Source organism: Sorangium sp. So ce367 (assembly GCF_051520455.1).
Classification (GTDB): domain Bacteria; phylum Myxococcota_A; class Polyangia; order Polyangiales; family Polyangiaceae; genus Sorangium; species Sorangium cellulosum_B.
In genome coordinates, this window is record NZ_CP150334.1 from 12076789 (window position 1) to 12099239 (window position 22451).

19 protein-coding genes are annotated in these 22451 nt (G+C 71.5%); 7 read left to right on the forward strand and 12 right to left on the reverse strand.

Annotated elements, in window-relative coordinates; genetic code table 11:
- Positions 1-44 precede the first annotated feature (44 nt).
- Positions 45-383 carry a hypothetical protein gene (locus WME97_RS45735; RefSeq protein ID WP_437547384.1) on the forward strand — a complete coding sequence of 113 codons (339 nt, stop codon included), beginning with the start codon at positions 45-47 and terminating at the stop codon, positions 381-383.
- 45 nt (positions 384-428) lie between these two features.
- Positions 429-608, forward strand: a complete 180-nt coding sequence (locus WME97_RS45740; RefSeq protein ID WP_437547385.1) for a hypothetical protein — start codon at positions 429-431, stop codon at positions 606-608.
- Positions 609-867: 259 nt separating this feature from the next.
- On the opposite strand, the gene WME97_RS45745 is transcribed toward WME97_RS45740, so the two are convergent.
- The 3 genes from WME97_RS45745 to WME97_RS45755 form a co-directional block, all read right to left on the reverse strand.
- Positions 868-1629, reverse strand: a complete 762-nt coding sequence (locus tag WME97_RS45745) for a hypothetical protein (protein WP_437547386.1) — start codon at positions 1627-1629, stop codon at positions 868-870.
- 43 nt (positions 1630-1672) lie between these two features.
- Positions 1673-2365: a hypothetical protein gene (locus tag WME97_RS45750; protein WP_437547387.1), complete on the reverse strand. Its 693-nt coding sequence runs from the start codon at positions 2363-2365 to the stop codon at positions 1673-1675.
- A 198-nt stretch (positions 2366-2563) separates the two neighbouring features.
- Positions 2564-3223 (reverse strand): hypothetical protein, encoded by a 660-nt coding sequence (locus WME97_RS45755; RefSeq protein WP_437547388.1) that lies wholly within the window; start codon positions 3221-3223, stop codon positions 2564-2566.
- A gap of 463 nt (positions 3224-3686) precedes the next feature.
- Here WME97_RS45755 and WME97_RS45760 point away from each other — a divergent pair, with 463 nt between their 5' ends.
- Positions 3687-4709: an aminoglycoside phosphotransferase family protein gene (locus WME97_RS45760; protein ID WP_437547389.1), complete on the forward strand. Its 1023-nt coding sequence runs from the start codon at positions 3687-3689 to the stop codon at positions 4707-4709.
- A gap of 211 nt (positions 4710-4920) precedes the next feature.
- On the opposite strand, the gene WME97_RS45765 is transcribed toward WME97_RS45760, so the two are convergent.
- Both WME97_RS45765 and WME97_RS45770 read right to left on the reverse strand, forming a co-directional pair.
- Entirely contained in the window at positions 4921-6285 is a 1365-nt protein-coding gene (locus WME97_RS45765) for a hypothetical protein (protein ID WP_437547390.1), read from the reverse strand.
- Positions 6286-6575: 290 nt separating this feature from the next.
- Positions 6576-8021 (reverse strand): cellulose binding domain-containing protein, encoded by a 1446-nt coding sequence (locus WME97_RS45770; RefSeq protein ID WP_437547391.1) that lies wholly within the window; start codon positions 8019-8021, stop codon positions 6576-6578.
- A 328-nt stretch (positions 8022-8349) separates the two neighbouring features.
- On the opposite strand from WME97_RS45770, the gene WME97_RS45775 reads away from it, so the two are divergent.
- Positions 8350-9144, forward strand: a complete 795-nt coding sequence (locus WME97_RS45775; protein WP_437547392.1) for an ABC transporter ATP-binding protein — start codon at positions 8350-8352, stop codon at positions 9142-9144.
- A gap of 266 nt (positions 9145-9410) precedes the next feature.
- On the opposite strand, the gene WME97_RS45780 is transcribed toward WME97_RS45775, so the two are convergent.
- Together WME97_RS45780 and purN are read right to left on the reverse strand one after the other, a co-directional pair.
- A complete protein-coding gene (locus WME97_RS45780) occupies positions 9411-11036 on the reverse strand; it encodes an NAD(P)-binding protein (RefSeq protein WP_437547393.1) in 1626 nt (541 codons plus the stop codon).
- Positions 11033-11746, reverse strand: coding sequence for a phosphoribosylglycinamide formyltransferase (gene purN, locus WME97_RS45785; RefSeq protein WP_437547394.1), 714 nt, complete (start codon positions 11744-11746; stop codon positions 11033-11035). Before purN ends, WME97_RS45780 begins: the two co-directional genes overlap by 4 nt.
- Before the next feature lie 218 nt (positions 11747-11964).
- Between purN and WME97_RS45790 the strand changes: the two genes are divergently transcribed.
- Positions 11965-15732, forward strand: coding sequence for a protein kinase domain-containing protein (locus tag WME97_RS45790; RefSeq protein WP_437547395.1), 3768 nt, complete (start codon positions 11965-11967; stop codon positions 15730-15732).
- Between the two features lie 75 nt (positions 15733-15807).
- Here the strand turns inward: WME97_RS45790 and purM are convergent, their stop codons facing one another.
- Entirely contained in the window at positions 15808-16854 is a 1047-nt protein-coding gene (gene purM, locus WME97_RS45795; RefSeq protein ID WP_437547396.1) for a phosphoribosylformylglycinamidine cyclo-ligase, read from the reverse strand.
- 186 nt (positions 16855-17040) lie between these two features.
- Positions 17041-17703, reverse strand: coding sequence for a VOC family protein (locus tag WME97_RS45800; RefSeq protein WP_437547397.1), 663 nt, complete (start codon positions 17701-17703; stop codon positions 17041-17043).
- A 206-nt stretch (positions 17704-17909) separates the two neighbouring features.
- Between WME97_RS45800 and WME97_RS45805 the strand changes: the two genes are divergently transcribed.
- Both WME97_RS45805 and WME97_RS45810 read left to right on the forward strand, forming a co-directional pair.
- Entirely contained in the window at positions 17910-19268 is a 1359-nt protein-coding gene (locus WME97_RS45805) for a hypothetical protein (RefSeq protein ID WP_437547398.1), read from the forward strand.
- A gap of 214 nt (positions 19269-19482) precedes the next feature.
- Positions 19483-19911 (forward strand): (deoxy)nucleoside triphosphate pyrophosphohydrolase, encoded by a 429-nt coding sequence (locus tag WME97_RS45810; RefSeq protein WP_437547399.1) that lies wholly within the window; start codon positions 19483-19485, stop codon positions 19909-19911.
- A gap of 102 nt (positions 19912-20013) precedes the next feature.
- Here the strand turns inward: WME97_RS45810 and WME97_RS45815 are convergent, their stop codons facing one another.
- The 3 genes from WME97_RS45815 to WME97_RS45825 are packed head-to-tail and all read right to left on the reverse strand — an operon-like array spanning position 20014 to position 22412.
- The gene (locus tag WME97_RS45815) at positions 20014-21123 is read right to left on the reverse strand and encodes a cytochrome c biogenesis protein/redoxin (protein ID WP_437547400.1); all 1110 of its coding nucleotides are present in this window, start codon (positions 21121-21123) and stop codon (positions 20014-20016) included.
- A gap of 21 nt (positions 21124-21144) precedes the next feature.
- Positions 21145-21888, reverse strand: a complete 744-nt coding sequence (locus WME97_RS45820; RefSeq protein ID WP_437547401.1) for a zf-HC2 domain-containing protein — start codon at positions 21886-21888, stop codon at positions 21145-21147.
- Positions 21828-22412 (reverse strand): RNA polymerase sigma factor, encoded by a 585-nt coding sequence (locus WME97_RS45825; protein WP_437547402.1) that lies wholly within the window; start codon positions 22410-22412, stop codon positions 21828-21830. The genes WME97_RS45820 and WME97_RS45825 overlap by 61 nt, the downstream gene beginning before the upstream one ends.
- Positions 22413-22451 lie beyond the last annotated feature (39 nt).

Below are 22451 nucleotides of genomic sequence, written 5' to 3' on the forward strand. Positions count from 1 at the left end.
CACGAACTTGCCGCCGCACTGCCCCCATGCCACCCACGGCGATCATGAAGCCGGCTGGAAACGCTCGTGCGCTGGGATCGGCGCTCGCCCTCCTCGTCATGATTGCCTCGTTCGGCTGCGACACGGTGGCGACGCTCGTCGCGCCCGCGGTGCCGGTGGTCATCGAGAAGGCGACCGCGCCCGGGGAGCCCGCCGCGCCCGAGGATCCTGCCGCGCCCGAGGCGCCCGAGAGCCGGAAGTGCTGCTTCCGGAGCGGCGAGGGCGCCGCGAAGGTGTGCGAGAGCCAGGAGCGCTGCTGCTCCGGCAGGTACGACCGCAGCGCGTGCGAGGACTCGGGCGGTCTCTGGTTCAACAGCGCCGACGGCTGCGCCGGCGCCTGCTGAGCGTCTGGCGGGCAACGCGGGCCCCATCACCGAGCCCCGGCCCTGGTGACCTCGCGCCAGCCGGCCGTCGGCGACGGGCCGCCGTGCGCGCCTCGCCCCGCCAGCACCCTGCGCCGCGTGGTCGCCCTCGGGGATGAGGCGGCGGCGCAGGTCGTTCACGAGGCGAGCGGCCGGCTGCTCGTCGTGCCGCTGGGACCGGAGGGGTGGGTAGGCTTGCGCCGCTGACGGCCCGCACCCGGACAGGCGTTCGCCGATTTTGGTCGACACGCGCCCGGTTCCGGCGGGTGAAGAGCGCAGCGCGGGTGCTGTTCACTGACCGCATGGCTGGCGCACACCGAGAACGCTGAACAGATCGCGGCTCGTGCTCGGAGGTTCGTCTACCAAGTGATGGACAAACCTCCGAGGGGACCGTGCAGGCATCGATGCAAGATGTGAACTACACGGCCATTGGGGGTTCAAATGTCGTATCGTGCGGCCTCTTCCCTTAGGAGCGCAGGACCATTGTATCTACATGCTCGCCCAGCTTATCCGAAAGCCTGCTCTTCAGGGAGTTAGCTACGGACGCGTAGGCCGCCCAGTTCAGCTGCGTCGAGAGGGTGAAATAGTGGGTCGTCGGAATATGGGCGATGCCTCCTGCGAGCAGGTATCGCCAGGTGCTCGGTTGCGTATCGTCGGATTCAAGGTGGTACTGCACTGCAGAAGGATCGAATGAGACGATGGAGAAGCTGAGCGTGATCGGGTGGCGCGGGTCGCGACTCGCCGACACAGCCCCAATGCCGACATTTACGTAGTTGCTCATGTTCATGTCGTGAGCCCGACTCCACCAGAACTGGAGGGTGCTCGGCCCGCCTTCCGCCGGGGCCGCGACAGCGAGCGCGCGCCGCAGGACCATCGAAGGGGTCCGATAGCCCGCGGCAGGGAAACCGCTCGGGGCGCGATCGAGCAGCTTGGAAGCGAGCGATGCGTCGCGCCGATTCTCGGCGAAAGTCTGTGCGTCCAGCCCCATCGTGGCCACCTCGTCCGTCAGGATCCATCCGGTCTTCTGGAGATGCCTGACGAGAGAGCCTATGTAGCTCTTTTCGCTCATCATAAACCCCGACGATGGACCCCATTCGGGCTTCGTCTCCGCGCGGGCGGCTGCCTGCGCAAAGACCAATGTATATTTGATCGCTTCTAGCCATGGCGATTTGACGCTACACCCGATGACCAACAGGGTCCCGTCGACTGCGAGCAACGTCGTCTTCATGAGCTTGTCCCTTCGGCTCCGTCAAGCGAGCGCATCTGGATCCCTAAATCTCCAACGTAGTGCGGCGGATGTGCTGCAAGGTCGCGCCGGTGAGCTCGCGCCGAAGCGACTCCTTGTGCGCCCGATAATCGCCCATGTTGAGGCGCATCGTCGCGAACTTCGCCCTGACGAGGATGGACGAATGGTCATATGGTCGAAACCACGACTCCCAGCCGTCAATCTTAGCAATGAGTGTATAGTGCACGATCAGCATATTGGGTGTGCCGAATATGGAGATCAGGGGGCCCATTGCCATATGCTGCACCGTTTCCGACACATGAGCGTTGCTCACGTACCAGTCCAGAAATGCACGGACGCGCGGCGGCGGGCTCTTCAGGCGTTCTAGGAGCGTCTCCAGCATGTCCGCCGGATCGTATATGGCGCGCAGTCGCCGGGGGGAGGCTGCGCGTAGCGCGTCGACCATGATCTGCGCGGGCGTCACGGGGGTGCTGGGTTGTTGAGCGTACCCGTAGGCGCCCAGACCGTCTACGCGCCAGCCGATCTGTTGATAGGCCATCATCATCGCGTCATGGTAAGCGTCCGAGGTTACGTCCGTGCTCGCCTTACGAGCCTCCATCTGGGCCTTCGTGGTGGTGTAAGACCAGGCGTCGACGTCCTCCTGGCTTGGGGCGAGCCATCCCTTCAATGCGGTCCACGTGAGCACCCTGTCCGAAGCGATCAGGGAAACTTGGGGCATCTTTCGCCTCCTTGAGGTTGACGTTCGGCGCGCGCGGAAGGATGCCTGGCGGAACGCTCGACAAGCTTTCAACATGTTCGCGGCATATAGCTTCTCGATGCAGGATGAGCTCGCCGTAGATGCGGATACTCCGTGCGCGGGCCGCGTTGAAAGACGTGTCGAACAGTCCACGAGAGCATCCCGTGAGGGCCGAGGTTGCTAGAGGTCGAGCTCGGTTTGCTCAACGTGCTCTTTGATCTTTTCTTCGAGCCGCCCGATGAGGATGCTCTTGTATCGATTGTAAAGAGGCATGTTGAGCATCATTTTGATGCGGTAGAATTGGAGGTTCGCCGACGACGAGCGGTGGCTGACGAACATGGACCTCCAGCTGTCCGCCTGGTAGTCGAACGCGTAGTAGATGCAGTTGAACACGGGCTGCCCCAGCTCTACGACCAGAGGGCCGAACGACATCGTCTGCTTGGGCGGATTCGTGCCGACGTGAGACTTGCTCCAGAAGAAGGAGCAGAAATCGTGGATGCGGTTGTCAGTCCGCATGGCGTCGAGCAGGGCGCTCATCTGGCGCCGCTGTTTGCCCGTCAGGTAGGGAGCGAGGATGCGGGAGATAACCTGGGCCGGCACGATTGAGCCCTCGTGCCCTACCTGATAGCCCACCTTCTCGGCCTGGAGAACGTTCCAGCCAACGCGCTGGTACTCCAGCTTCAGCGTGTCGAAATATGCTCGGCTGGTTGGGTCTCTGTTGCTGACGCGCGCCGCCGCCTGCGCGAACGTCGTGGTGTAGTTAAATGCGTCGATGAATTCTTTGGGGACCGTTGTCCAGACAATGGTCTGATCGACGGCTATTACTTTGTGTTTTGCCATGAACAAACCATTGTGCGGTTGCGGTGCCCGTCAAGCATGCGGTCGCTGAAGGGTCAGCGGTCTATTCCAGGCTGTTGCTGCTGGCAGCAACCCGACAGATGCCAAATTCTCAGAAGATCGCGCCGTTGAGTCGCCCGCAGGCGCGGGCCGCCGCGCCTATGGGGCTCAGCGTCGGGGAGATCGGTTGATGTCATGTCGCTCGAAAGTCAGCTTGTTCTCGTTGCCAGCGCCCAGCTTCTGTTTTCTCCCTTGTTCCGGTTGCCCACATTGGCGCGTTTTGGAGCCATGGATCAGCTCCGGGGCGCGACGGCCATCTGGCTGGGAGGCGACGGTGCCCGTGGCTGGTGAGACGCGTCGAGCGAGCGGAGCGCAACGCGGCTGGTCGAGAGCCGCCCGTCGGCGAAGGGCGGCGTCCCTCTCTTCAGCGCTGGCGTCTGCGCCGTCCGCCGGCGTACGAAGAGGGGTGCGCGAGCTCGACACCGACGCCCTGCTCCGGCTCGTGCAGCGGGCCACGGGCCATGTCCCGTCGTCGATGGTCCCGCTGCGCGGGGGCGTGTCGTGCCGGCGCTATCTGCGCGTCGTGACGCCGGCCGGGACGGCGGTCGCGATGTTCGCGCCGAGCCCGGGGGCCGACGGCGTCGCGGTCGGCGCCGCTCCCCCGCGGTGGCCGTTTCTCGAGGTGCACGCGCTCCTCCGGGAGCGCGGCGTCCGGGTGCCGGCGCTGCTCGCCGAGGACTGCGAGCACGGCCTGCTCCTCCTGGAGGATCTCGGGGACGCGACGCTCTCGGCCTTCGTCGAGCGCGCGCCCGCCCGCCGCGCCGAGGTCTACGCGCTGGCCGCGCGCGATATCGCCCGGGCGCAGCGGGCGCTCGCGGCGCTCCCGAGCGGCTCGAGCGTCGACTCGTGCGCGCTCGACGAGACGCTCCTGCGCTGGGAGCTCGACCATTTCCGCGCGTGGGCGCTCGACGCGCGCGGGCTCAGGCTGGGCGACGCGGCGCGGGCCGAGCTCGACGCCGTCTCGGAGCGCCTCGCCCGGCGCATCGCCGCGTGGCCCCGGGGCTTCGTTCACCGCGATTACCAGAGCCAGAACCTCATGGTCGTTGACGCGGCGGGCGGGGGCCTCGAGATCGCCTGGCTCGACTTCCAGGACGCCCTCCTCGGCCCGCGCGCCTACGATCTCGCGACGCTCCTGAATGACAGCGCTCAGGACCTGGATCGCTCATTCGTCGAGGCCCGGCTGGACGACTATGCGGCGGCCGCCTCGCTCGACAGGCCGGCGCGCGACGCGCTTGGCCGGGAGTTCGATGTGCTCACGGTCCAGCGCAAGCTGAAGGACGCCGGCCGCTTCGTCTTTCTCGACCGCATCGGCGTGGATCCTACGTACCTACGCTACGTCGAGCCCGCGCTAGCGAGGGCGCGCGCCGCGCTCGCGAGGATGGGCGACGACGAGGACATGCGGGTGCTGGCGCGGCTCATCGCGTGGTGAGAGAGAATTGAACGCAAAGGCGCAAAGACGCAAAGACGCAAAAAAGACGAGAGAAAGGGGGGAGTGTGACCCTCGAATGCCATGTCGACGACCGTGGCCATCTCGTCGCGCTCAACCCCGTCTCTTTTTTGCGCCTTTGCGTCTTTGCGTCTTTGCGTTTGAATCTGACATGCCCGGTCGTCGGCCGGCCGGATCTCGGCCTCGGTGCGGCTCAGAGCTCCGACGCCTCGAGGAAGCGCTGGAGGAACGTGACGGCGGCTTGCTCTCCAGCCTCCGGGAAGCCTCCGAACATCGCGAACTGGTGCCATACCCAGCCGGCGTTCAGATAGGTATCCTTCTCGCTCGCCTCGAGCGAGGAGCACACGTGATCCCAGCGCGGGTTCGCCCCTGGGAGATAGCCGCTCTTGTCGGGCGGCAGGCGGGTCAGGCGCGCTTCCCTGGAGGGGCCGGGGAGCCTCTGCTGGAGCGCCGCGTTCGCGTCGAGCTGGTGGCCGCCGGTCATCCGCAGGCGGCGCGAGGCGTCGCCGCCGAGCCAGCGCGCGAGCAAGGCCTCGTTCTTCGCGATGCCGCGGGCGTCGAACGCGAACACCTCGCTCACGCGGTCCTTGTTGGCCGCGAGCGCCTGCCACAGGGCCAGTCCGCCGGCGCTGAAGCCCGCGAGCCCGAGCTTGCCGAGCCGCGGCCCGCCCTGTCCCGTACCGATCTTCCGCGCGCCGCAGAGGAAGCGGAGCGCCGCCTCGGCGAGGCCGGGCAGGCCCGCGGTCGTGGCGGCGCCGAAGCTCGCCCCGCTCGGCCACGGGTGCAGCATGACCACCGCCCTGCCGCTCGCGGCGAGCGCCTCCTCGAAGCCGCAGCGGACATAGACCCAGCGCGACTGGTCGCGCGGATCGCGCTCGAACACGTCGCGCGCCCAGAACGACGCGCCGGGAGACGGGTCGGGCGTGAGCAGGTATCGATTCAGCCCGAACATCTCGTGGCGCTGGTCGACCCGGGTATACGGGTACCCTTCCGGCCGGTAGAACACGAGGGCCGAGATCCCGTCGTCCGGCGGCGCCTTGCAGGCCTCCGGGACGCTCGCGAACCAGATCTTCGGATCCCCCGCGGTGGCGCCGAGGGCCACGAGCTCGGTCCCGGGCCGGTGCTCGCGCCGGTACTCGTCCGCATACCCGGCGTAGGCCATCCAGAACGGGGTGATATCGACGAAATCCGTCCTGATCTGGGCGAGCGCGAGGCCAGGCGCCGATTGCACGTCGACGAGCGGGTGAGCCTGCCCCAGCGCCGCGTCCGGGGCGGGGCTGAGCGCCGTCCCGCCGCTCGCCACGTCGAACGCCTGATCGACCGACAGGACCTCTTCCTCCAGGGCGGGGACGTCCTCGAAGGCGTCGAACGCCGCCGAGAAGCGCGCGCTGAGCGCGACGCGCGACGCCCCGGCGGGGATCACGAACTCGCGCCGCCCAGGGCTCGATCCCGCGAGCGGCAGCGGCGCGTCGTCGGCCGTCGCCTGCACGTCGGCGAGCGCGTCGGGCAGAAGCGGGCTGCCCGCATTGCGCCAGGTGACCCGGAGCCTCAGCGCCATGCGGCGCCCCGGACCGGAGGGCGCGCCCGGCGAGGAGGGAGCGCGGCGGCGTGGAGGGGGTCGACCGGGCCATTGCCGGCGAAGGGGGAGCGCTGCGGGGCGGAGGGCACGGGGCGCCCACGGTACCAGAGGGCGCGGCCCGCGGGCGAGCGCGACCGGGCGCGGAGGCCGCGCGGGGAGCCCCGAGAGGGGCGCTTCCCGTGTCGTTCGGCCGATCCCGCGGGCCGGCGCGCCGCGCCGCCTGGGGCTGTGTCTCCTCCTCGGCTGGCGCGGCGCCAATCGACTGGAGCTCAGCGGTTGCCGTTCGCGCAGTACCCGAACTCGACGGCCGATCCAGGCTTGATCTTGGCGTTCCAGCTCACGCCGGTGAACACGAAGTCGGTGCCTTGCTTGACGGCGTTGGTGTTCCAGAAGTCACGGAGCGTCGCGCCGTTCGAGGGCACGTAGAGCTTCCATGTGGTCTCGCCGCTGTCTTTCTTGGTCAGCTTGACGTTGTTGCAGTAGCCGCCCGTCCACGTCGAGTTGGGGGTGATGTCGATGGTGATGTCGCCGCCCTCCACGCGCACGCCGGTCCCGGGGTTGCCCCCGCCGCTGCCGCCGCTGCCGGTGGTGCTGCTGCTGCTGCTCGACGAGGACGTGGTGGTGCCGCCGCCGCCGCCACCGCTGCCGGAGGTGCTGGAGCTGGAGCTGCTGGTGGTGGAGCTGCTGGAGCTGGAGCTGCTGCTGCTCTTCACCCGCGCGATGAAGCTGTCATAGCCGGCGACGTCGCCCGTCTGAGAGAGCATGACGATCGCGACGCCCATGTCGACGGCCTTGGCGACGTTGCTCTCGTTGAGCCAGGTGGAGTCGACGTTGATCGGGCCGCCGCCGAACGTGTACGCGTCCACGATGACGAGCGGCAGGCTGAGCGCGGTGGTGATCTCCTTGTAGGTGAAGTTGTCGATCTTGCCGGTGGTGAACGGGAATTGCTTGCCCGTGAGGCCGACGTACTTGACCACGCTGCGATCCCAGCCGTCGTAGAAGTCGCCGACCGACGACGCCCACTTGGTGGCCGACGGGCTGAACCACGGGCTGAAGTCGATGACCACCTTGCACGAGGGGCAGCCCGCCTTGATGGCGCCGAGGATCTGGTTGATGAAGCTGTCGGACTCCGTCTCCGTGAGCGCGTTCTGCTGCGCCGTCTGCGAGAACTGGTACCAGTCCGGCTCGATGTGGATCAGCGCCTCGCGTCCTTGGAGGGCCCCGTTGATCCCTGACGCCGCCTTCTGGTAGGCGCTCGCCATCGAGGCGATGTTGGCGCGCACGTACGCCGCGCCCCTCTGGCACAGCGGTGCGCCGCTGTTGCCGTCGCAGTCGTTCTCGGACCCGAGCCCCTTCTTCGTCATGTCCGTGGCGATGTAGCCGAAGAAGTAGGGGGTCTTCCCCGCGTTGACGATCCGCGTAAGCTTGTTCTTATGTGTGCTGGTGAAGCCGCCCGATTGCAACCAGTCCCCGACGGCGACAACGTCGACGTTGGCGGGTCCGGACTGGGGCGGCGACCAGCTCTGGCTCCACTGCGGAGCGACGCCGAAGCGCATCTGCGATGCCGCCGCGGCCGCCGCTGCCTCATCGGCGAAAATCTCGTCCTCTTCGGAGGCGCTGGAACCATCGTCCGCGACAACGATGCACCCGCCGACAGCGGCGAGCAGGCACAGAGCTGCCCCAGCACCGAAAAGCGAACCCTTGATCTTCGTCATTGTCAATCTCCAAGTGACCGAGCGGCTCCGCGCCGCATCGGATTTTTCCGCTCCCGAGTGCCAGCATCGGCTTGGCACGGGGCGCTTGTTGAAAGGAAGGTTCGGAGAGCGTTGCAACGGCCGGGCCATCGTCTCTCCAGAGCGGAGAACGCCGGTTCACGGGCGCATTCCGACGGTGCCTGTCCGCGAGAGATGGAGAGTGGGCCGATGGAGTGGATCACCGAACCGGGGCACGGATGATCCACCGCGAATGGCCTGATTTCTCGGCGCAGGACGCCGGTAAGCGGGTAGTCTGCGCCCCGATGAACCAGGACCGTGGAGTGGAGCGATGAGCGCGCCCGCGCTCATCGAGATCGAGGACGCCGAGGTCTTCCGCGGCGACACGCGCGTCTTCGAGGGGCTGTCGCTGCGCATCGAGCAGGGCGAGAACACCGCGATCCTCGGGCCCAACGGCGCCGGGAAGTCGACCTTGCTGAGGCTGCTCTCACGGGAAATCTATCCGGTCCACCGCGAGAGCTCGCATGTGCGGATACTCGGTCGCGAAAGGTGGGAGGTGTCCGCACTGCGGCGCAGGCTTGGGCTCGTGTCGTACGAGCTGCAGATGGCCTATCCCCGGGGTGTGCGGGGCTCCGAGGTGGTGCTCTCCGGCTTCTTCGCGAGCGCCGGGCTGCACGAGCACGAGCCGGCGACGGCCGCGCAGCGCCGGCGCGCCGAGGAGGTGCTCCGCGATCTCGGCGTCGCGCACCTCGGCGACAAGCCCATCGCGGAGATGTCGGCCGGCGAGCAGCGGCGCTGCCTGCTCGGGCGCGCCCTTGTGCACGACCCGGAGGCGCTGGTGTTCGACGAGCCGACGACGAGCCTCGATCTGAAGGCCGCGTTCGAGCTCATCGATCTGCTCAGGCGCCTCGCGCGGAAGGGCAAGACGCTGATCCTGGTGACGCACCATGTGCAGGAGATCCCGCCGGAGATCGGGCGGGTCGTCCTGCTGAGGAATGGCCGCGTCTTCGCCGATGGCCCGAAGCGCGCGGTGCTGACCGACGACAACCTGTCCCGTCTGTTCGACGTGCCGCTCACCGTGGTCGAGCGCGACGGGTTCTTTCAGGTATTCCCCCGATCCCTCTGAGACAGGGAGTCTCGCCTTCACGTCTCACCCGCTTCGCAAAACGCACGGTTCGTCCTCTGCGCAGTGGAGAGATCAGAAAACGGTAGGCCCCCAGAGAGGGTGTTCTCGGCGCGGGGTGGGGGATGGGCCGATGTTTGAGCCTGAAACACGAGCCATCCGGCAACGCCGGATGGCTCGTGTTTCAGGCGAGTTCGGCGGGGCCCCCACCCCGCGCCGAGAACACCCTCTCTGGGGGCCGGGCAGCCCTGCGAGGTCCGCCCCCCGCGCTAGCCGATCTCCACCTTGCTCCACATGTCCCGCCGCATCCGCTCCTTCCGCCGGTCGGTCCGGGTCACGAGCCGGGCGGCGCCCCAGGCGGCGAGCAGCTGGCCCTCCTGGCCGAGGCCGGGCAGCACGCTCCGGCCGACGAGCAGGGTGCGCTCGATCGGCCCGCGGATCGGCTCGCCCGCGAGCCCGAGGTAGCCGGGCGGGTCGACCTCGAGCTGCCGCACCATCGGCTCGGCGCCCGGGGCCGCGCCCTTCAGCGCGGCGCGCTCGATGAGGCGGCGGCGCTGGCCGTCGTAAAGCCACACGGGCAGCCCGTCGTGCACCGAGTCGACGAGCACGAGGTGGCGCTCGAGGAAGGGGAGCTCGGCCGTGAGCGCGTCGAGCACCGCCTGGCGCGCCTCGAGCAGCGACAGCGGGCCCCGATCGGGGAGCAGGATCTCCGCCACGAGCAGCGTGTCGGTCGAGGGAGCCGGCAGATCGCAGCGCTGGAGGTGGACCACGGGGCGCCCAGGTCCGGTCGGCCGCGTCTGCCGCGGCGAGCTCGGACGGGCCCCGGAGGCGCCGTCGCTCGACACGCGCGGCGGCGCGGGCGAGCGGCCAGCCGACGCGGACGGGAAGGGGAACAGCAGCGCCTCGGGGCCGAGCGGCTCGGGCAAACCCTCGCGGCGCACGATGAGCGACACGACGAAGCGGCCGATCGACGAGGTGATCCGCGGCCACTCGCGCAGCGCGCGCTTGTGGATGCCCTCGCCGCCCGAGAGGCTCGCGAGCGTCTCGCCGTCCATGTCGGTGATGACGAAGCTGCTGCCGTTCGGGTGATCGTCGCCGTCGAGCACGACCCCCGCGGCGGTGCCGCGGCGGACGTGGACCGACGCCGCGCGCTCGTCGAGCAGGCAGCGACCGCCGTGGGCGAGGATGCGCTCGACGAGGAACTCCTCGAGCTCCTCCTCGCCGCGCGGGAGCATCATCAGCCCGCGCGTCCACGCCCCGTGCAGGCGCGCGACCGCGAAGGGAGGCGGGAGCGCCGAGAGGTCCGTGGCGAAGAGGACGGACTGCGTGACGATCGAGCGGAACAGGTGGCCGCGCGGGAACTCGACGAGCAGGTCGGCGTCGGGCTCGGCGCGCGCGTACGGGAGCATGCCGGCGTAGCGCGCGGTCTCGCGCCGCTCCCAGAAGGTGCCCGGCGGCCAGAGGGCGTCGTGCGAGAAGGCGTCGTCCGCGGCGCCGTTGACGTGGGCGAGCTCGGCGTAGAGCTCGTCGACGACCCGCCGGAGCTCGGGGAACTCGCGGTCGATCTCGCGGCCGAAGAGGACCATGTCGGGCGGCACGTCGAGGCGCCGGCGCGGCGCGACGGCCTGCAGCATGGGCATGGCCGGGACGATGCGGCGCTTCCAGGTCTGCGACTGGGCGAGCTCGACGAGGAAGCGGCGCCACGCGGGCGAGGGCTCGGCGAGCATCGTGAAGGCGCGCCGGCGGAGGACGTGCTGGTCGAGGCGGTAGGTGGGCGGGCGCTCGCCGTGCCCGACGACCATCACGGTGAAGTCGCGGCGCGCGAGGAGCGCCGCGGCCGTGAGCGCGCCGATGGACCGGCCCAGGACGATGACGTCGTAGTGCTTGTGGATCACGCCCCTTCCCCGACTTCTCCGACTTCCCCGGCGTCTCCCCGCGCGGGGCCGCTCTGGGCGAGCCCGAGCGCGGTCGCGACGCCGGCGAGCGTCGCGCGCGCTCGCCCGCCCGGCACGTCAGGCGGCGCGATCTGGAGGCGCCCCTCGGCGATCCACGAGAGCGCGCGGATGAGCAGGGCGTGCTCCTGGACGAGGATGCGCGCGGCGAGCGCGTCGCGGTCGTCCCCGTCGAGCACGGGGACGGCGGCCTGCGCGAGGATGGGCCCGGTGTCGGTGCCGGCGTCCACGAGGTGGACGGTGCAGCCGGTGACGCGCACGCCGTGATCGAGCGCCTGCTGCTGGGCGTCGACGCCGGGGAAGGAGGGCAGGAGCGACGGGTGGATGTTCACGACCCGGTGCGGGAAGGCGTCGAGGAAGGTCGTCGTGAGCAGGCGCATGAAGCCCGCGAGGACGACCCAGGTCGCGCCCGCCTCGCGGAGGGCGTCGACGACGGCGGCGTCGAAGCTGTCGCGATTGGTGAAGTCCCGGTGCGCGATGACGCGCGTGGGGACCCCGGCGCGCTCGGCGCGCGCGAGGCCCTCCACGTCGGGCCGGTTCGAGAGGACGAGCCGCACGCGGGCGTCGAGGTGGCCGGCGGCGATCGCGTCCAGGATCGCCTGGAGGTTCGAGCCGCGGCCGGAGATGAGGACGCCGAGATCGAGGGGGGGCATGGGGGGCAGATACTACGGCGGAGGCGGGCGCGGGAGAGATCCGGGGCGGAAGCGGCCGCCCGGGTCCCGGGGGGGGCGCATCGAGGGCTGCGAGGCGACCTCCGGGCCGCTCGCGCTGTCATTTGCGGCTGCGCACGCTCGCGCCTCGCCGTGGCCGGGCCCCTCTGGCCGGCCACCTACCAATGCCGCGCCGCTCGGGGTAGGGTGGCGGCGCCACGATGTCGGAACGCCCGCCTGAGCCGACCCTTACCGCCGACGAGGCCGCGAAGCACCGGGCGAGGTCCTACCTCGGGCGGGTGATCTCGAAGCGCTACCGCATCGACGAGGTCATCGCGATGGGCGGCATGGGCGCGGTCTACCGCGGCGAGCACGTGCACATGCACAAGCGCGTCGCGATCAAGATCCTGCACCCCGACACCGAGCGGCTCCCCGAGCTCGTGCAGCGCTTCGAGCGCGAGGCCATCGCCGGCGCCCACATCCAGCACCGGAACGTCGCGACCGCGACCGATTTCGGCGAGGCGGAGGACGGCTCGTTCTTCCTGGTCCTCGAGTACGTGCGCGGCACGACGCTCCACGAGATCATCCGGCGGGGGCCGGTGCCCGCCGCGCGCGCCGCCCTGATCGCCAGGCAGCTCGCGGCCGCGCTCGACGCGACCCACGCGATGGGCATCGTCCACCGCGACGTGAAGCCGCGCAACGCGATGGTCGTCGAGCCGCAGGGCGACCTCGTGAAGCTCATCGACTTCGGCCTCGCGAAGGTGAGCGTCGATCAGCTGCGCCGCTCCGTCGCGTCGCCCGAGTCCGCGCGGGCGGGGGCGGACTCGCTCCCGGTCCGGCTCACAACGGCCGGCGTGATCTTCGGGACCATCGCCTACCTCGCCCCGGAGTCGGCGCTCGGGATGGACTTCGTCGACGAGCGCGCGGATCTCTACGCCCTGGGCCTGATCCTTTACGAGATGCTGGCCGGCAAGCACCCGTTCCTCGCCAAGGATCCGGTCGAGCTCTTCAACCAGCAGCGGAGCGCGCCCGTGCCGGCGATCGCCGTGCACTCGCCCGGCGTCGTGGTCCCGCCTGCCCTCGAGGCGGTCGTGCGGCTCCTCCTCGAGAAGAATCCGCGCGCCCGCTTCGGGACCGCGGAGGAGCTGATCGCGGCGCTCGACGACGCGTGCGCCGCGTCGGGGATCGCGGTGCACGAGCCGCGGGCGGAGATGTCGTCGAGGGGGGAGATGTCCTCGAGGGCGGAGATGACGTCGGTGCCCGCGATCGCGGACGCGGCGCGCGTGCCGAGCAACCGGCCGCCCGTGCCCAGCGCGCCGTCGGGCGCGCCCGACGCGAGCGTCGGCGGCTCGTCGGCGATCCTCCTCGGCGATTCCTGCCTGGTCTCGCTGGAGGACGTCGCGGGCGCGCTGGCGCCCGCCGGCAGCGGCGCGGGCGCGCCGGAGGCAGAGCGAGCGCGCGCGTCGAGCGAGCCGGGGGAGGGTCGCGCGGACAGCGTGGAGCTGGCGGGGATGACGGCGCCCGTGGAGCCGGCGGGGGCGGCCTCGGAGCCGCCGGAGGGCGACGAAGACGACGAGGACGCCCTCAGCCACTCGCGGCCGACGCCGGTGCGCAACACGCCGACCCTCGTCGCCGAGCTGACGCGCGACTCGCGCCCGACGACGGTAGGCGGCGCGGCGTTCATGGCGCAGGTCGCCTTCGCGCAGGAGGCCGCCAGGGCCGACGCTGCCGCCGCGGCGGACGACTCGAGCGTGCCGGAGGACGCGCGCCCGACGACGGTAGGCGGCGCGGCGCTCATCGCCCAGGCGGCTTTCGCTCGCGAAGCAGCCGGCGGTGGCGCTTCTTCCGAGACCGATGACCCGCGGCCGCCGCGCGACTCGTGGCAGCTGCTCGATGCGGCGGCGCCGTCGCAGGAGCCGGCGACACCGGAGGAGCCGACGCTGCCGGCCTCGACGGCTCCATCGCCTGGGGAGGCAGCGCGGTCCGCCGAAGCGCCTGTGGCGACGGCGGCAACGGGACTCAGCTCCCTGCGGCTGTCGCTGGATGATCTCTTGTCGTCGCCGGGTCAGGCGGAGCGTCGTCCGGTAGAGCCCTCGGCGAAGAAGCCGTCGCCGTCGGGCGTGGAGGAGCGATCGTCGCCTGAAGCGGAGCAGGCGCCATCGAAGCCGCCGTCGTCGGCTGCGGCGGAGAGTTCGCCATCGAAGCCGCCGTCAGCGGAGCGTGCGTCGTCGAAGCCGCCGTCGTCGGCTGCGGCGGAGCGTGCGTCATCGAAGCCGCCGTCGTCGGCTGCGGCGGAGAGTTCGCCATCGAAGCCGCCGTCAGCGGAGCGTGCGTCATCGAAGCCGCCGTCGTCGGCTGCGGAGCGTGCGTCATCGAAGCCGCCGTCGTCGGCTGCGGCGGAGAGTTCGCCATCGAAGCCGCCGTCAGCGGAGCGTGCGTCATCGAAGCCGCCGTCCACGTCCGCTGTGGACCCGGCGTCCGTCGCGAAGCCGGCGTCGTCGAGGCCGCCGTCGTCGCCTGAAGCGGAGCAGGCGCCATCGAAGCCGCCGTCGTCGCCCGCGGCGGAGCGTGCGTCATCGAAGGCGCCGCCCGCGTCCGCTGCGGAGCCGGCGTCCGTCGCGAAGCCGGCGTCGTCGAAGCCGCCGTCGTCGTCTGCAGCGGAGAGCTCGCCATCGAAACCGCCGTCGTCGTCTGCGGCGGAGAGTTCGCCATCGAAACCGCCGTCGTCGCCTGCGGCGGAGCGTGCGCCATCGGAGCCGCTGTCCGCGTCCGCTGTGGAGCCGGCATCCGTCGCCAAGCCGCCGTCGTCGAAGCCGGCGTCGTCGAAGCTGCCGTCCGGGGCCGGCGCGGAGCCGGCGTCATCGCCGTCGCCCGCGCCCTCCGTGAAGGCGCAGCCGCCGCAGACCGAGCCTGCTCCCGTGGCGTCCGCGTCCCCGCCGCCGGACGAGCCGCCCGCAGAGGATGAGGCGCCCGTCTCGGAGCCGACGTCCGAGCGGATGAGCGGCTCGCGGCCAGCCTTCGCCCCGACGCTGCTGCGGGAGCTGGAGGCCGCCGAGGAAGAGCGCGTCGCCCGCGAGCGCGAGGAAGAGGCCAAGCGGAAGCTCGCGGAGGAGGAAGAGCGCGCCGCGCGCGAGCGCGAGGAGAAGGCCAGGCGAAAGCGCGAAGCGCGGGAGGCTCGCGCGTCGCGGCTGGGCCCCGAAGGCCTCGGCGGCCGCGTGGGCCGGCTGGCCCCGTACCTGGGCGGCGGCATCCTCGCGGCGGCGGTGATCGCGGCGCTCGCCGGCGGTGGGCGTGCCCCGCCCGAGCCGGAGCCCCAGCTCGGCTCCGCGAGGCCCCCCGCGAGCGCGCTCGCCACGAGCGAGCCGGCCCCGGCCGACGCCGCCGCCGTCCCCGAGACCCCCGCGCCCACGGCGCCGGCGCCCGAGGCCGCTGCGCCGGCGGCGCCCGACGCGCCGGCCGAACCCCCGCCCGATGAAGCGGCCCGGAAGGCGCTCACCGACGCTGTCAGGGCGCGCCGGTGGGTGAAGGCCGCCGACGCGATCCAGCAGCTCGCGGAGCGTGATCCGGCGGCGCTCCGCGAGCGCGCGCTCGCGATCGCGGCGCGCAACGTCGCCATCGCCATCGCGAAGACGGGCGAGGAGCACGCCGACAAGGTCTTCACGGCGCTCTCGAGCCGCTTCGGGACGGCGGGCATCGACGTGCTCTACGAGATCGTCGAGACCCGCGGCCGCTCCACGCCGGCCACCCGGGCCGCGAAGCTGCTCCGCGATCCGGAGATCGCGGCCCGCGGGACCCCCGCAGTCCGGATCTCCTTCGAGCTGCGCGACGCCACGTGCGGCGAGAAGCTCCCGTTCCTCGAGCGCGCCGTCTCCGAGGGCGACGAGCGCACCCTCGTCGTGCTCGAGACGACGGTGAGGCCCTGTTACAAGAAGAGCCGGGCGATCGACGACGCGATCAAGAACCTGCGATCGCGGCTCGAAGGCGGCTGAGCTCGCGCCGCGCGGCCCGCGCCGCCGCTCGGCGCATCCCGGCCCGCGCGCCGCGCCTCGCCGGCCCCGGCCCGCTCATCCGAACAGCACGCGCTCCTCGAACGGCACGTCGCCGACCGACACCACCTCGCCGAGCACCCAGGCCTGCTCGCCGCTCTTGGCGAACGCCTCGATGGCCCGGTCCGCGGCGCCCTTCTCCACGACCGCGACCAGCCCGACGCCGAGGTTGAACGTGCGCCGCATCTCGGCCTCCTCCACGGGGCCGCCGCGCTGGAGCACCTGGAACACCGCCGGCCGCTGGTAGGAGCGGAGGTCGAGCCGCGCGCCCAGCCCGTCCGGCAGCACGCGCGGCAGGTTCCCCGGCAGGCCGCCGCCCGTGATGTGCGACAGCCCCCGGACCGCATCGCCGCAGGCCGCGAGGAGCGCCGTGATCGCGCGGGCGTAGATCCGGGTCGGCGTCAGCAGCGCCTCCCCCACGGTGCCGCCGAGGTCGGCCACGCGGTCGCTCATCGTGAGCCCCATCTCCTTCTCGAGCACGCGCCGCGCGAGCGAGAAGCCGTTCGAGTGCAGCCCGCTCGACGCCACGCCGATGACCGCATCGCCGGCCGCGATCCGCTTGCCGTCGAGGATGCGCGACCGCTCGACGACGCCGACGGCGAACCCGGCGAGATCGTACTCGCCGTCCGCGTACATGCCCGGCAGCTCGGCCGTCTCGCCGCCGATCAGCGCGCAGCCGGCCTGCTTGCAGCCCTCGGCGATGCCGCGGACGACGGCCTCGCCCACGTCGACGTCGAGCTTGCCCGTCGCGAAGTAGTCGAGGAAGAAGAGCGGCCGCGCGCCCACGGTCAGCACGTCGTTCACGCACATCGCGACGAGATCGATGCCCACCGTGTCGTGGACGCCCGTCGCGAACGCCACCTTCAGCTTGGTGCCGACCCCGTCCGTGCCGCTGACCAGCACCGGCTCGGACAGCCCGCCCGGCAGCGCGCACAGCCCGGCGAAGCCGCCCACGTCGGCGAGCACCTCGGGGATGCGCGTCGGCTTCGCGAGCCGCTTGATGCGCTCGACGAGCGCGTCCCCTGCATCGATATCGACCCCGGCTTCCCGGTACGTGACGCTCATGGCAGGCGCATCCCACACCTCGGCGGCAAAGGGAAGCGGGCTCGCTCTCCGGCTCCGGCCTCCGGGCGGCTCCGGGGGCGGCGGGCGGCCGGGCTCCCCGTGCCGCGGGGGCCGCCGCCGGCAGACGCGCCACCGCTTGGCCGGGCGAGCGCTCGTGCTTCCCCCGACGTACAGCGAAAGCCCGCTCTACCAGCGCACGACGAGCGGCACTTCTGCAGGGAACTGGTGAGACTGCCCCTCGTGACCGTGATCCCACTCCAGCTCGAGAGAGCTGGTCGCCCCACGATCGACCGAGAGCATGCCCTGGTCCACGAACCAACGCACGCCCGACGAGAGCGGCGGGCTCTCCGCTGGCAGTTGCAGTCGTACACGCGTCAGCGTCCGGCGCGCGCCACGATGCGATCGCGACTCGATCGGGGTGGTCCGCCTGAGGGTCTGGGGCGCCACGAAGATCATGGGCTCCGTCAAGGACCCTCGCGGCGTCACGATGGGCATGCTCATGCCCGTCGGCATGTATTTCGGCTTGTAGTCCCAGGTCTCGAAGGGCCAGTCCCCGCCTCCGGCATCGATGGTCCTGAAACAGACGCCAAACGGGCATGCGCCTGTCTCGGTCCAATGAATGCGTTCGTGCAGCCCCAGCGGCCGAACGATCTCGGTCTGCAGCTCCTCCAGATCATGGACGCCGAGGACCTCGAAGAACGCGTTCTCGAAGGCCGCACACGCATTCGCGGTCCCCTGACCCTCATGCACCGCGTGGCGACTGAAGTTCAGGCCGAACTCGGCGAGCATCCGCTCGACGATGCCCACGTCGGGTGTCGCAAGGAACACATGATCGACTTCCCAGCCCATCGACCGCCTCCGGCGAGTGGAGCCGGCGTCCCTGGCTCGCACGAGACTGTAGCGTGAAAAGCGACGCCAACTCAACAGCACCCTACCTGAACAGGCTGTGCCGCGATCGGGACAGCTGGCGGGTTTACAAACCGTCGCGCACGCCTGACGTTGCTTCGGGGTATGCTGCCGCGGCCACGCATCGTGGCTCGCGCGAAGGAAACCCCATGAGAGCCGGCGTCTCGGTCACCCTCCTTGTCTCCTCTTCCTTCCTCGCCGCCTGCTCCGGCGGCGGCTCATCGGCCGGAGACGGCGGGACCGGAGGCACGGCCGGATCCGGTGGCGCCGCGGGCACAGGGGCTGCCGGCACGGGCGCCGCCGCCGCGGCGGGGACGGGCAGCTCGGTAGGCGCGGGCGGCGCGGGCCCGGGCGAGCCGATCGATCTCTGCGCGGGCCTCGTGCAGGACAAGGAAGCGCGCCCGATGACCGAGCTCGCCAGGCCGGCGCTCGGCGAGGCCGTCACCGACGCCGAGTTCGGCACCACGATCCGCCGCATCACGGCGGTCGCGCCGGGGGGCGGGAACGCCCCGGTCATCAAGCCGATGTACTCGACCATCTCGGCGTGGAACGCGGACGAGTCGAGGCTCCTCCTCTTCTCGGTCGCGGCCGGCGAGCACCAGCTCTACGACGGCAAGACCTACGAGCTCATCGAGGCGCTCGACATCTCGCCGGCGGACATCGAGCAGGTGTACTGGCACACCTCCGATCCCGACGTCCTGTTCTACGTCGACGGCAAGGACTTCATCCGTTACCACGTCGGCGCCGGGATGAAGGAGGTCGTGACGACGTTCGACTTCTGCTCGGGCGGCGCGAGCGCGGGCAGCGACCCGCTGTTCATGTCGTGGGATTCGAACCGCATCGGCCTCACGTGCGATGATCAAGTGTTCATCTACGACGTCGGCCAGAATACGGTGCTCGCCAGGAAGGCGCTCGGCGAGAACCCCGCCCAGGTCGCGCCGAGCGGGACGCTCGCGTTCCTGAGCGACAGCGGCGGCGTGACCGATCCGCAGCTGAACGTGGTGCGTACCCTGGACCTGCTGGAGCCGTACGGCCACGCGTCGCTGAGCAGGGTGAACGGTCACGACACCTGGAACGGGGCTGTCTACGATCCCGGCCCCGGCGGCAATGACGACATCGGGCTCCTCGTCACATGGGATCTCGCGGAAGGCACATCGAAGGTGGTCATCGGCCCGGAGACGGGGTGGCCCTATCCCCCGACAGGGCACATCTCGGGGATGGCGTACAAGCAGCCGGGATGGGTGTTCGTGTCGTCGATCGGCGATGCGTCGGGCACAGGGGTGCTCGACATGGAGAATCTGATCGCCGACACGAGCACGGGCAAGGTCTGCCGGATTGGCCGCCACCGGAGCTGGGGCAAGGAGAACACCCACCTCGCCGAGCCGTACTGGGCCGAGCCGCACACCGTACCGAGCCCCAGCGGCACGCGCGCCGTGTTCGGGAGCGACTGGGGCAACGGGGATACCGTCGACGCCTACGTGATCGAGCTGCCCAGCTACACGCCGTGATCACGGGACGCGACGGGCCGCGCTGGCCTGCCGGAGGTGCTCCCGGTCCTGCCGCTGCCGCCGATCGCGCCCCCGCTCCCGCCGCCACCGGCGCACGAGTCCGAGGGTGAGAAATCCGAGCCGCGCAAGGCAATGAAGACGCCGGAGGGATGTGCGGCGTCGAGCCAGCCGTTCGCCCTTGTCTTGCGCGCCGCGACCGACATTCTAGGCGCCCATGTCCGCCACGCCCGAGCCCGCTCCGCCCCTCGTCCTCGTCGCCGCCGCCGTCATCATCGAGCGCGGCCGCGTCCTGCTCACGCAGCGCAAGGCGGGCGCGCACCTCGAGGGCGCGTGGGAGTTCCCCGGCGGCAAGGTCGAGGCCGACGAGGATCCGCGGGACGCCCTGATCCGCGAGCTGCGCGAGGAGATCGGCGTCGAGGCCCGGGTCGGCGACATCGTCGAGGTGACCTACCACCGCTATCCGAAGAGGCCGGTGCTCCTCCTCTTCTACGCCGCCGCCCTCGCCGAGGGCTCGCCCGCGCCCGCCGCGCTCGACGTCGCCGACGTGCGCTGGGCCGAGGCGGCCGATCTCCGGGACGAGCTCTTCCCGCCCGCCGACGTCGCGGTCCTCGCCAAGGTACGCGCGCGGCTCGCGGCGACGTAGCCAGTCGTGGAGCGGTGTCTCCCGCCTGAGCGCTGGTAGACGGCGCTCCGCGAGGCTCGGGTTGCCTCCGGGATGAGGAGGCAGCGAGCCCGCCGTCGGGGCTCACAAGGCAGGGGGGCACGCCTCGCCGCGGACGTCGCCGATGAGGCTCGCGAGCCGCTGGGCAGGCAGCTCGCCGACGGCGCGCTCCACCTCTTGCCCGGCGGCGTCGACGCTGAGGAACGTCGGAACGAAGCGCACGCCGTAGCGGGCGGCGAGGGCCCGCCCGCGCGGATCGTCGACCTGGATGCGCAGGACGGTGCCGTCCTCCCTGGCGCAGCGCGCCTCGAGCTCCTTCACGAGCGGCGCCATGCGCTCGCACACCGCGCAGTGCGCGCTCTCGAACTCGATCAGCCGAGGCATCCCCTCGGGCAGCGCGACGTCGCCCTGCGCCACGGCGCCCTCCGGGGCCGCGCACGCGCCGGCGGGGCCGACCTCGCAGGGCGCGCCCGCGCCCGCATCGACGGCCGCCGCGGGCGCCGGCGAGAGGGCGTCCAGGCGGCCGTCGGCGACGGCGATCCCGGCGGCCACGAGCAGCGCCCCCGTCAGGCGCTGGAGAGCCGGCGTGGCCGGCATCAGGCGGCGCGCGAGCGCGACGGCCGCCGGCCCGACGAAGGCCGCGGCGACGAGCGGCGCGGCGAGGCCCGCGGCGTAAGCGCCGAGCTGGATCGCGCCGGTGAGCGGGCTCGCGCCCGCGGTGGCCGCGTAGGTCAACGCGGCGCCGAGCACCGGGCCGACGCACGGCGTCCACCCCGCCGCGAAGGCGATCCCGAAGAGCATGCCCCCCCAGAAGCCGCCCGCGCCCGGGAGGCGGGAGAGGAGCGGGCGCGCCTCGCGCTCGAGCCACGGGAGGCGCAGCACGCCCAGGAGCTTCGCGCCGAAGAGCGCCAGGAGCACGCCGGACGCGACGGTGAACGCGCGCCGGTGGGGCGCGAGGACCGCGGCGATCGCCGAGGCGCCGGCGCCCAGCGCGACGAGCACGATGGCGAGGCCGATCGCGAAGCCGACACCGGCGAGGCGCACGCCGCGCCTCGCCGCCGCCGGATCCGGACCGCCGAGCGCCCCGGCGCCGCCGAGGGCCGACAGGTAGACGGGGAGCATGGGGAGCACGCAGGGCGACGCGAACGTCAGGAGCCCCGCGCCGAAGAGCGCCAGCAATGAGCCGATCGTCATGGGTCCTCGCGATCGACGGGATCAGCGCCCGAAGAGCGCCGGCGCGAGCGCCGCTGTGTCCACTTCAGCCACCGCGAGCACCGGCTGCTCCACGCTCCTCGCGCAGATCGCGTTGCCGAGCGGCCCCCGGGTGCACCCCACGCCGCGCCCCGCGAGCGCGCGCGCCGCCGTCGCGGCGCCCGACCCGGGCGGCGGCACGAACACCGTGAGCGGCTTGTCCCCGCTCTCGTACATGAGCGCCGCCGTGCGCGTGCCGCCGATCTGGCAGAGGCGCGCCCCGAGCAGCCGGGCGCCGGACACCGCCGGGACGGTCACCGCGTAGCCGAGCTCCCTCTCGAGCCACCCGGCGACGGCGTCCGGATCGGAGGACTCGAGGTCGCACGGGCGCTCTCGCGCGAAGCCGCGCACGTGGTGGCTCACGAGCTCGTCGGCCATCGCCGCGCTCACGCCCCGGCCCGGGCTGCCGACGAGCAGCGCGGCGGCTGCCGCGGCCGCGCCGAGGGCGGCCGTGATCGCCCAGGGGCCGCGGCGCCGCGCGCGCGCGTTCCGCGCCGCGGCCTCCGCCCGATCGCGCAGGCGCTCCGGGACCTCCCCGTCCGCCTTCGCGACGAGCGCGCGCCGCACGCCGCCGAGGACCTCCGCGGCGCGCCGGCAGGGCGCGCAGCCGGCGACGTGCGCCTCGATCCGCGCCGCGTCTTCGGGCGTCACCTCGCCGTCGTGCCACGCCGAAATGTTCTCGAACCACTCGCGGTTGCACCCTGCCATGACGTCTCCTCGCATCGTTCGGAGAGGCCCTCGACGAGCGCGAGCCGCGCCCTCGAGAGCCGTGATCGCACCGTGCCCACCGGGCACGCCTGGAGATCGGCGATCTCCTCGTAGGAGAGCTCCTCGACCTCCCGCAGGAGCAGCGCCTCGCGCCACTCCGGAGGCAAGCGCGCGAGCGCGCGCTCGACCTCGTCGGCGAAGCCGCGCTCGAGCAGCTCCACCTCCAGATTGCCCTGCGGCTCCGGCACCGACTCGGCGCCCCGGCCGCCCTCGATCACCTCGAGCCGCTGCCGCGCGCCGCGCGTCGCGTTGAGCAGCACCGATCGCTCGATGCGGAGCAGCCACGCGCGCATGCGATCCTCGTCCCGCAGGTCGGCGTGCCGCTCGATCGCGCGCACGATCGTCGCCTGCGCCAGATCCTCGGCGTCCTGCTCCGAGCGCGTCAGGCGGCGCGCCGCGCGCAGGAGGCACGGGAGCTCGGCGAGGAGCCGATCGAGGAACGATGTGTGGGGAAACGTGCGCATGGACCGGGCCGGGAGGAGGAGAGCCGACGCTGCCTCGTT

Excerpts from the sequence above, each read along its gene's own strand:
- WME97_RS45820 (WP_437547401.1), bottom strand. The coding sequence starts at position 21,888 with ATGGCAGGGTGCAACCGCGAGTGGTTCGAGAACATTTCGGCGTGGCAC.
- WME97_RS45815 (WP_437547400.1), bottom strand. The coding sequence starts at position 21,123 with ATGACGATCGGCTCATTGCTGGCGCTCTTCGGCGCGGGGCTCCTGACG.
- WME97_RS45735 (WP_437547384.1), top strand. The coding sequence starts at position 45 with ATGAAGCCGGCTGGAAACGCTCGTGCGCTGGGATCGGCGCTCGCCCTC.
- WME97_RS45750 (WP_437547387.1), bottom strand. The coding sequence starts at position 2,365 with ATGCCCCAAGTTTCCCTGATCGCTTCGGACAGGGTGCTCACGTGGACC.
- WME97_RS45810 (WP_437547399.1), top strand. The coding sequence starts at position 19,483 with ATGTCCGCCACGCCCGAGCCCGCTCCGCCCCTCGTCCTCGTCGCCGCC.
- WME97_RS45790 (WP_437547395.1), top strand. The coding sequence starts at position 11,965 with ATGTCGGAACGCCCGCCTGAGCCGACCCTTACCGCCGACGAGGCCGCG.
- WME97_RS45765 (WP_437547390.1), bottom strand. The coding sequence starts at position 6,285 with ATGGCGCTGAGGCTCCGGGTCACCTGGCGCAATGCGGGCAGCCCGCTT.
- WME97_RS45825 (WP_437547402.1), bottom strand. The coding sequence starts at position 22,412 with ATGCGCACGTTTCCCCACACATCGTTCCTCGATCGGCTCCTCGCCGAG.
- WME97_RS45755 (WP_437547388.1), bottom strand. The coding sequence starts at position 3,223 with ATGGCAAAACACAAAGTAATAGCCGTCGATCAGACCATTGTCTGGACA.
- purM (WP_437547396.1), bottom strand. The coding sequence starts at position 16,854 with ATGAGCGTCACGTACCGGGAAGCCGGGGTCGATATCGATGCAGGGGAC.
- WME97_RS45800 (WP_437547397.1), bottom strand. The coding sequence starts at position 17,703 with ATGGGCTGGGAAGTCGATCATGTGTTCCTTGCGACACCCGACGTGGGC.
- WME97_RS45775 (WP_437547392.1), top strand. The coding sequence starts at position 8,350 with ATGAGCGCGCCCGCGCTCATCGAGATCGAGGACGCCGAGGTCTTCCGC.
- WME97_RS45805 (WP_437547398.1), top strand. The coding sequence starts at position 17,910 with ATGAGAGCCGGCGTCTCGGTCACCCTCCTTGTCTCCTCTTCCTTCCTC.
- purN (WP_437547394.1), bottom strand. The coding sequence starts at position 11,746 with ATGCCCCCCCTCGATCTCGGCGTCCTCATCTCCGGCCGCGGCTCGAAC.
- WME97_RS45770 (WP_437547391.1), bottom strand. The coding sequence starts at position 8,021 with ATGACGAAGATCAAGGGTTCGCTTTTCGGTGCTGGGGCAGCTCTGTGC.
- WME97_RS45745 (WP_437547386.1), bottom strand. The coding sequence starts at position 1,629 with ATGAAGACGACGTTGCTCGCAGTCGACGGGACCCTGTTGGTCATCGGG.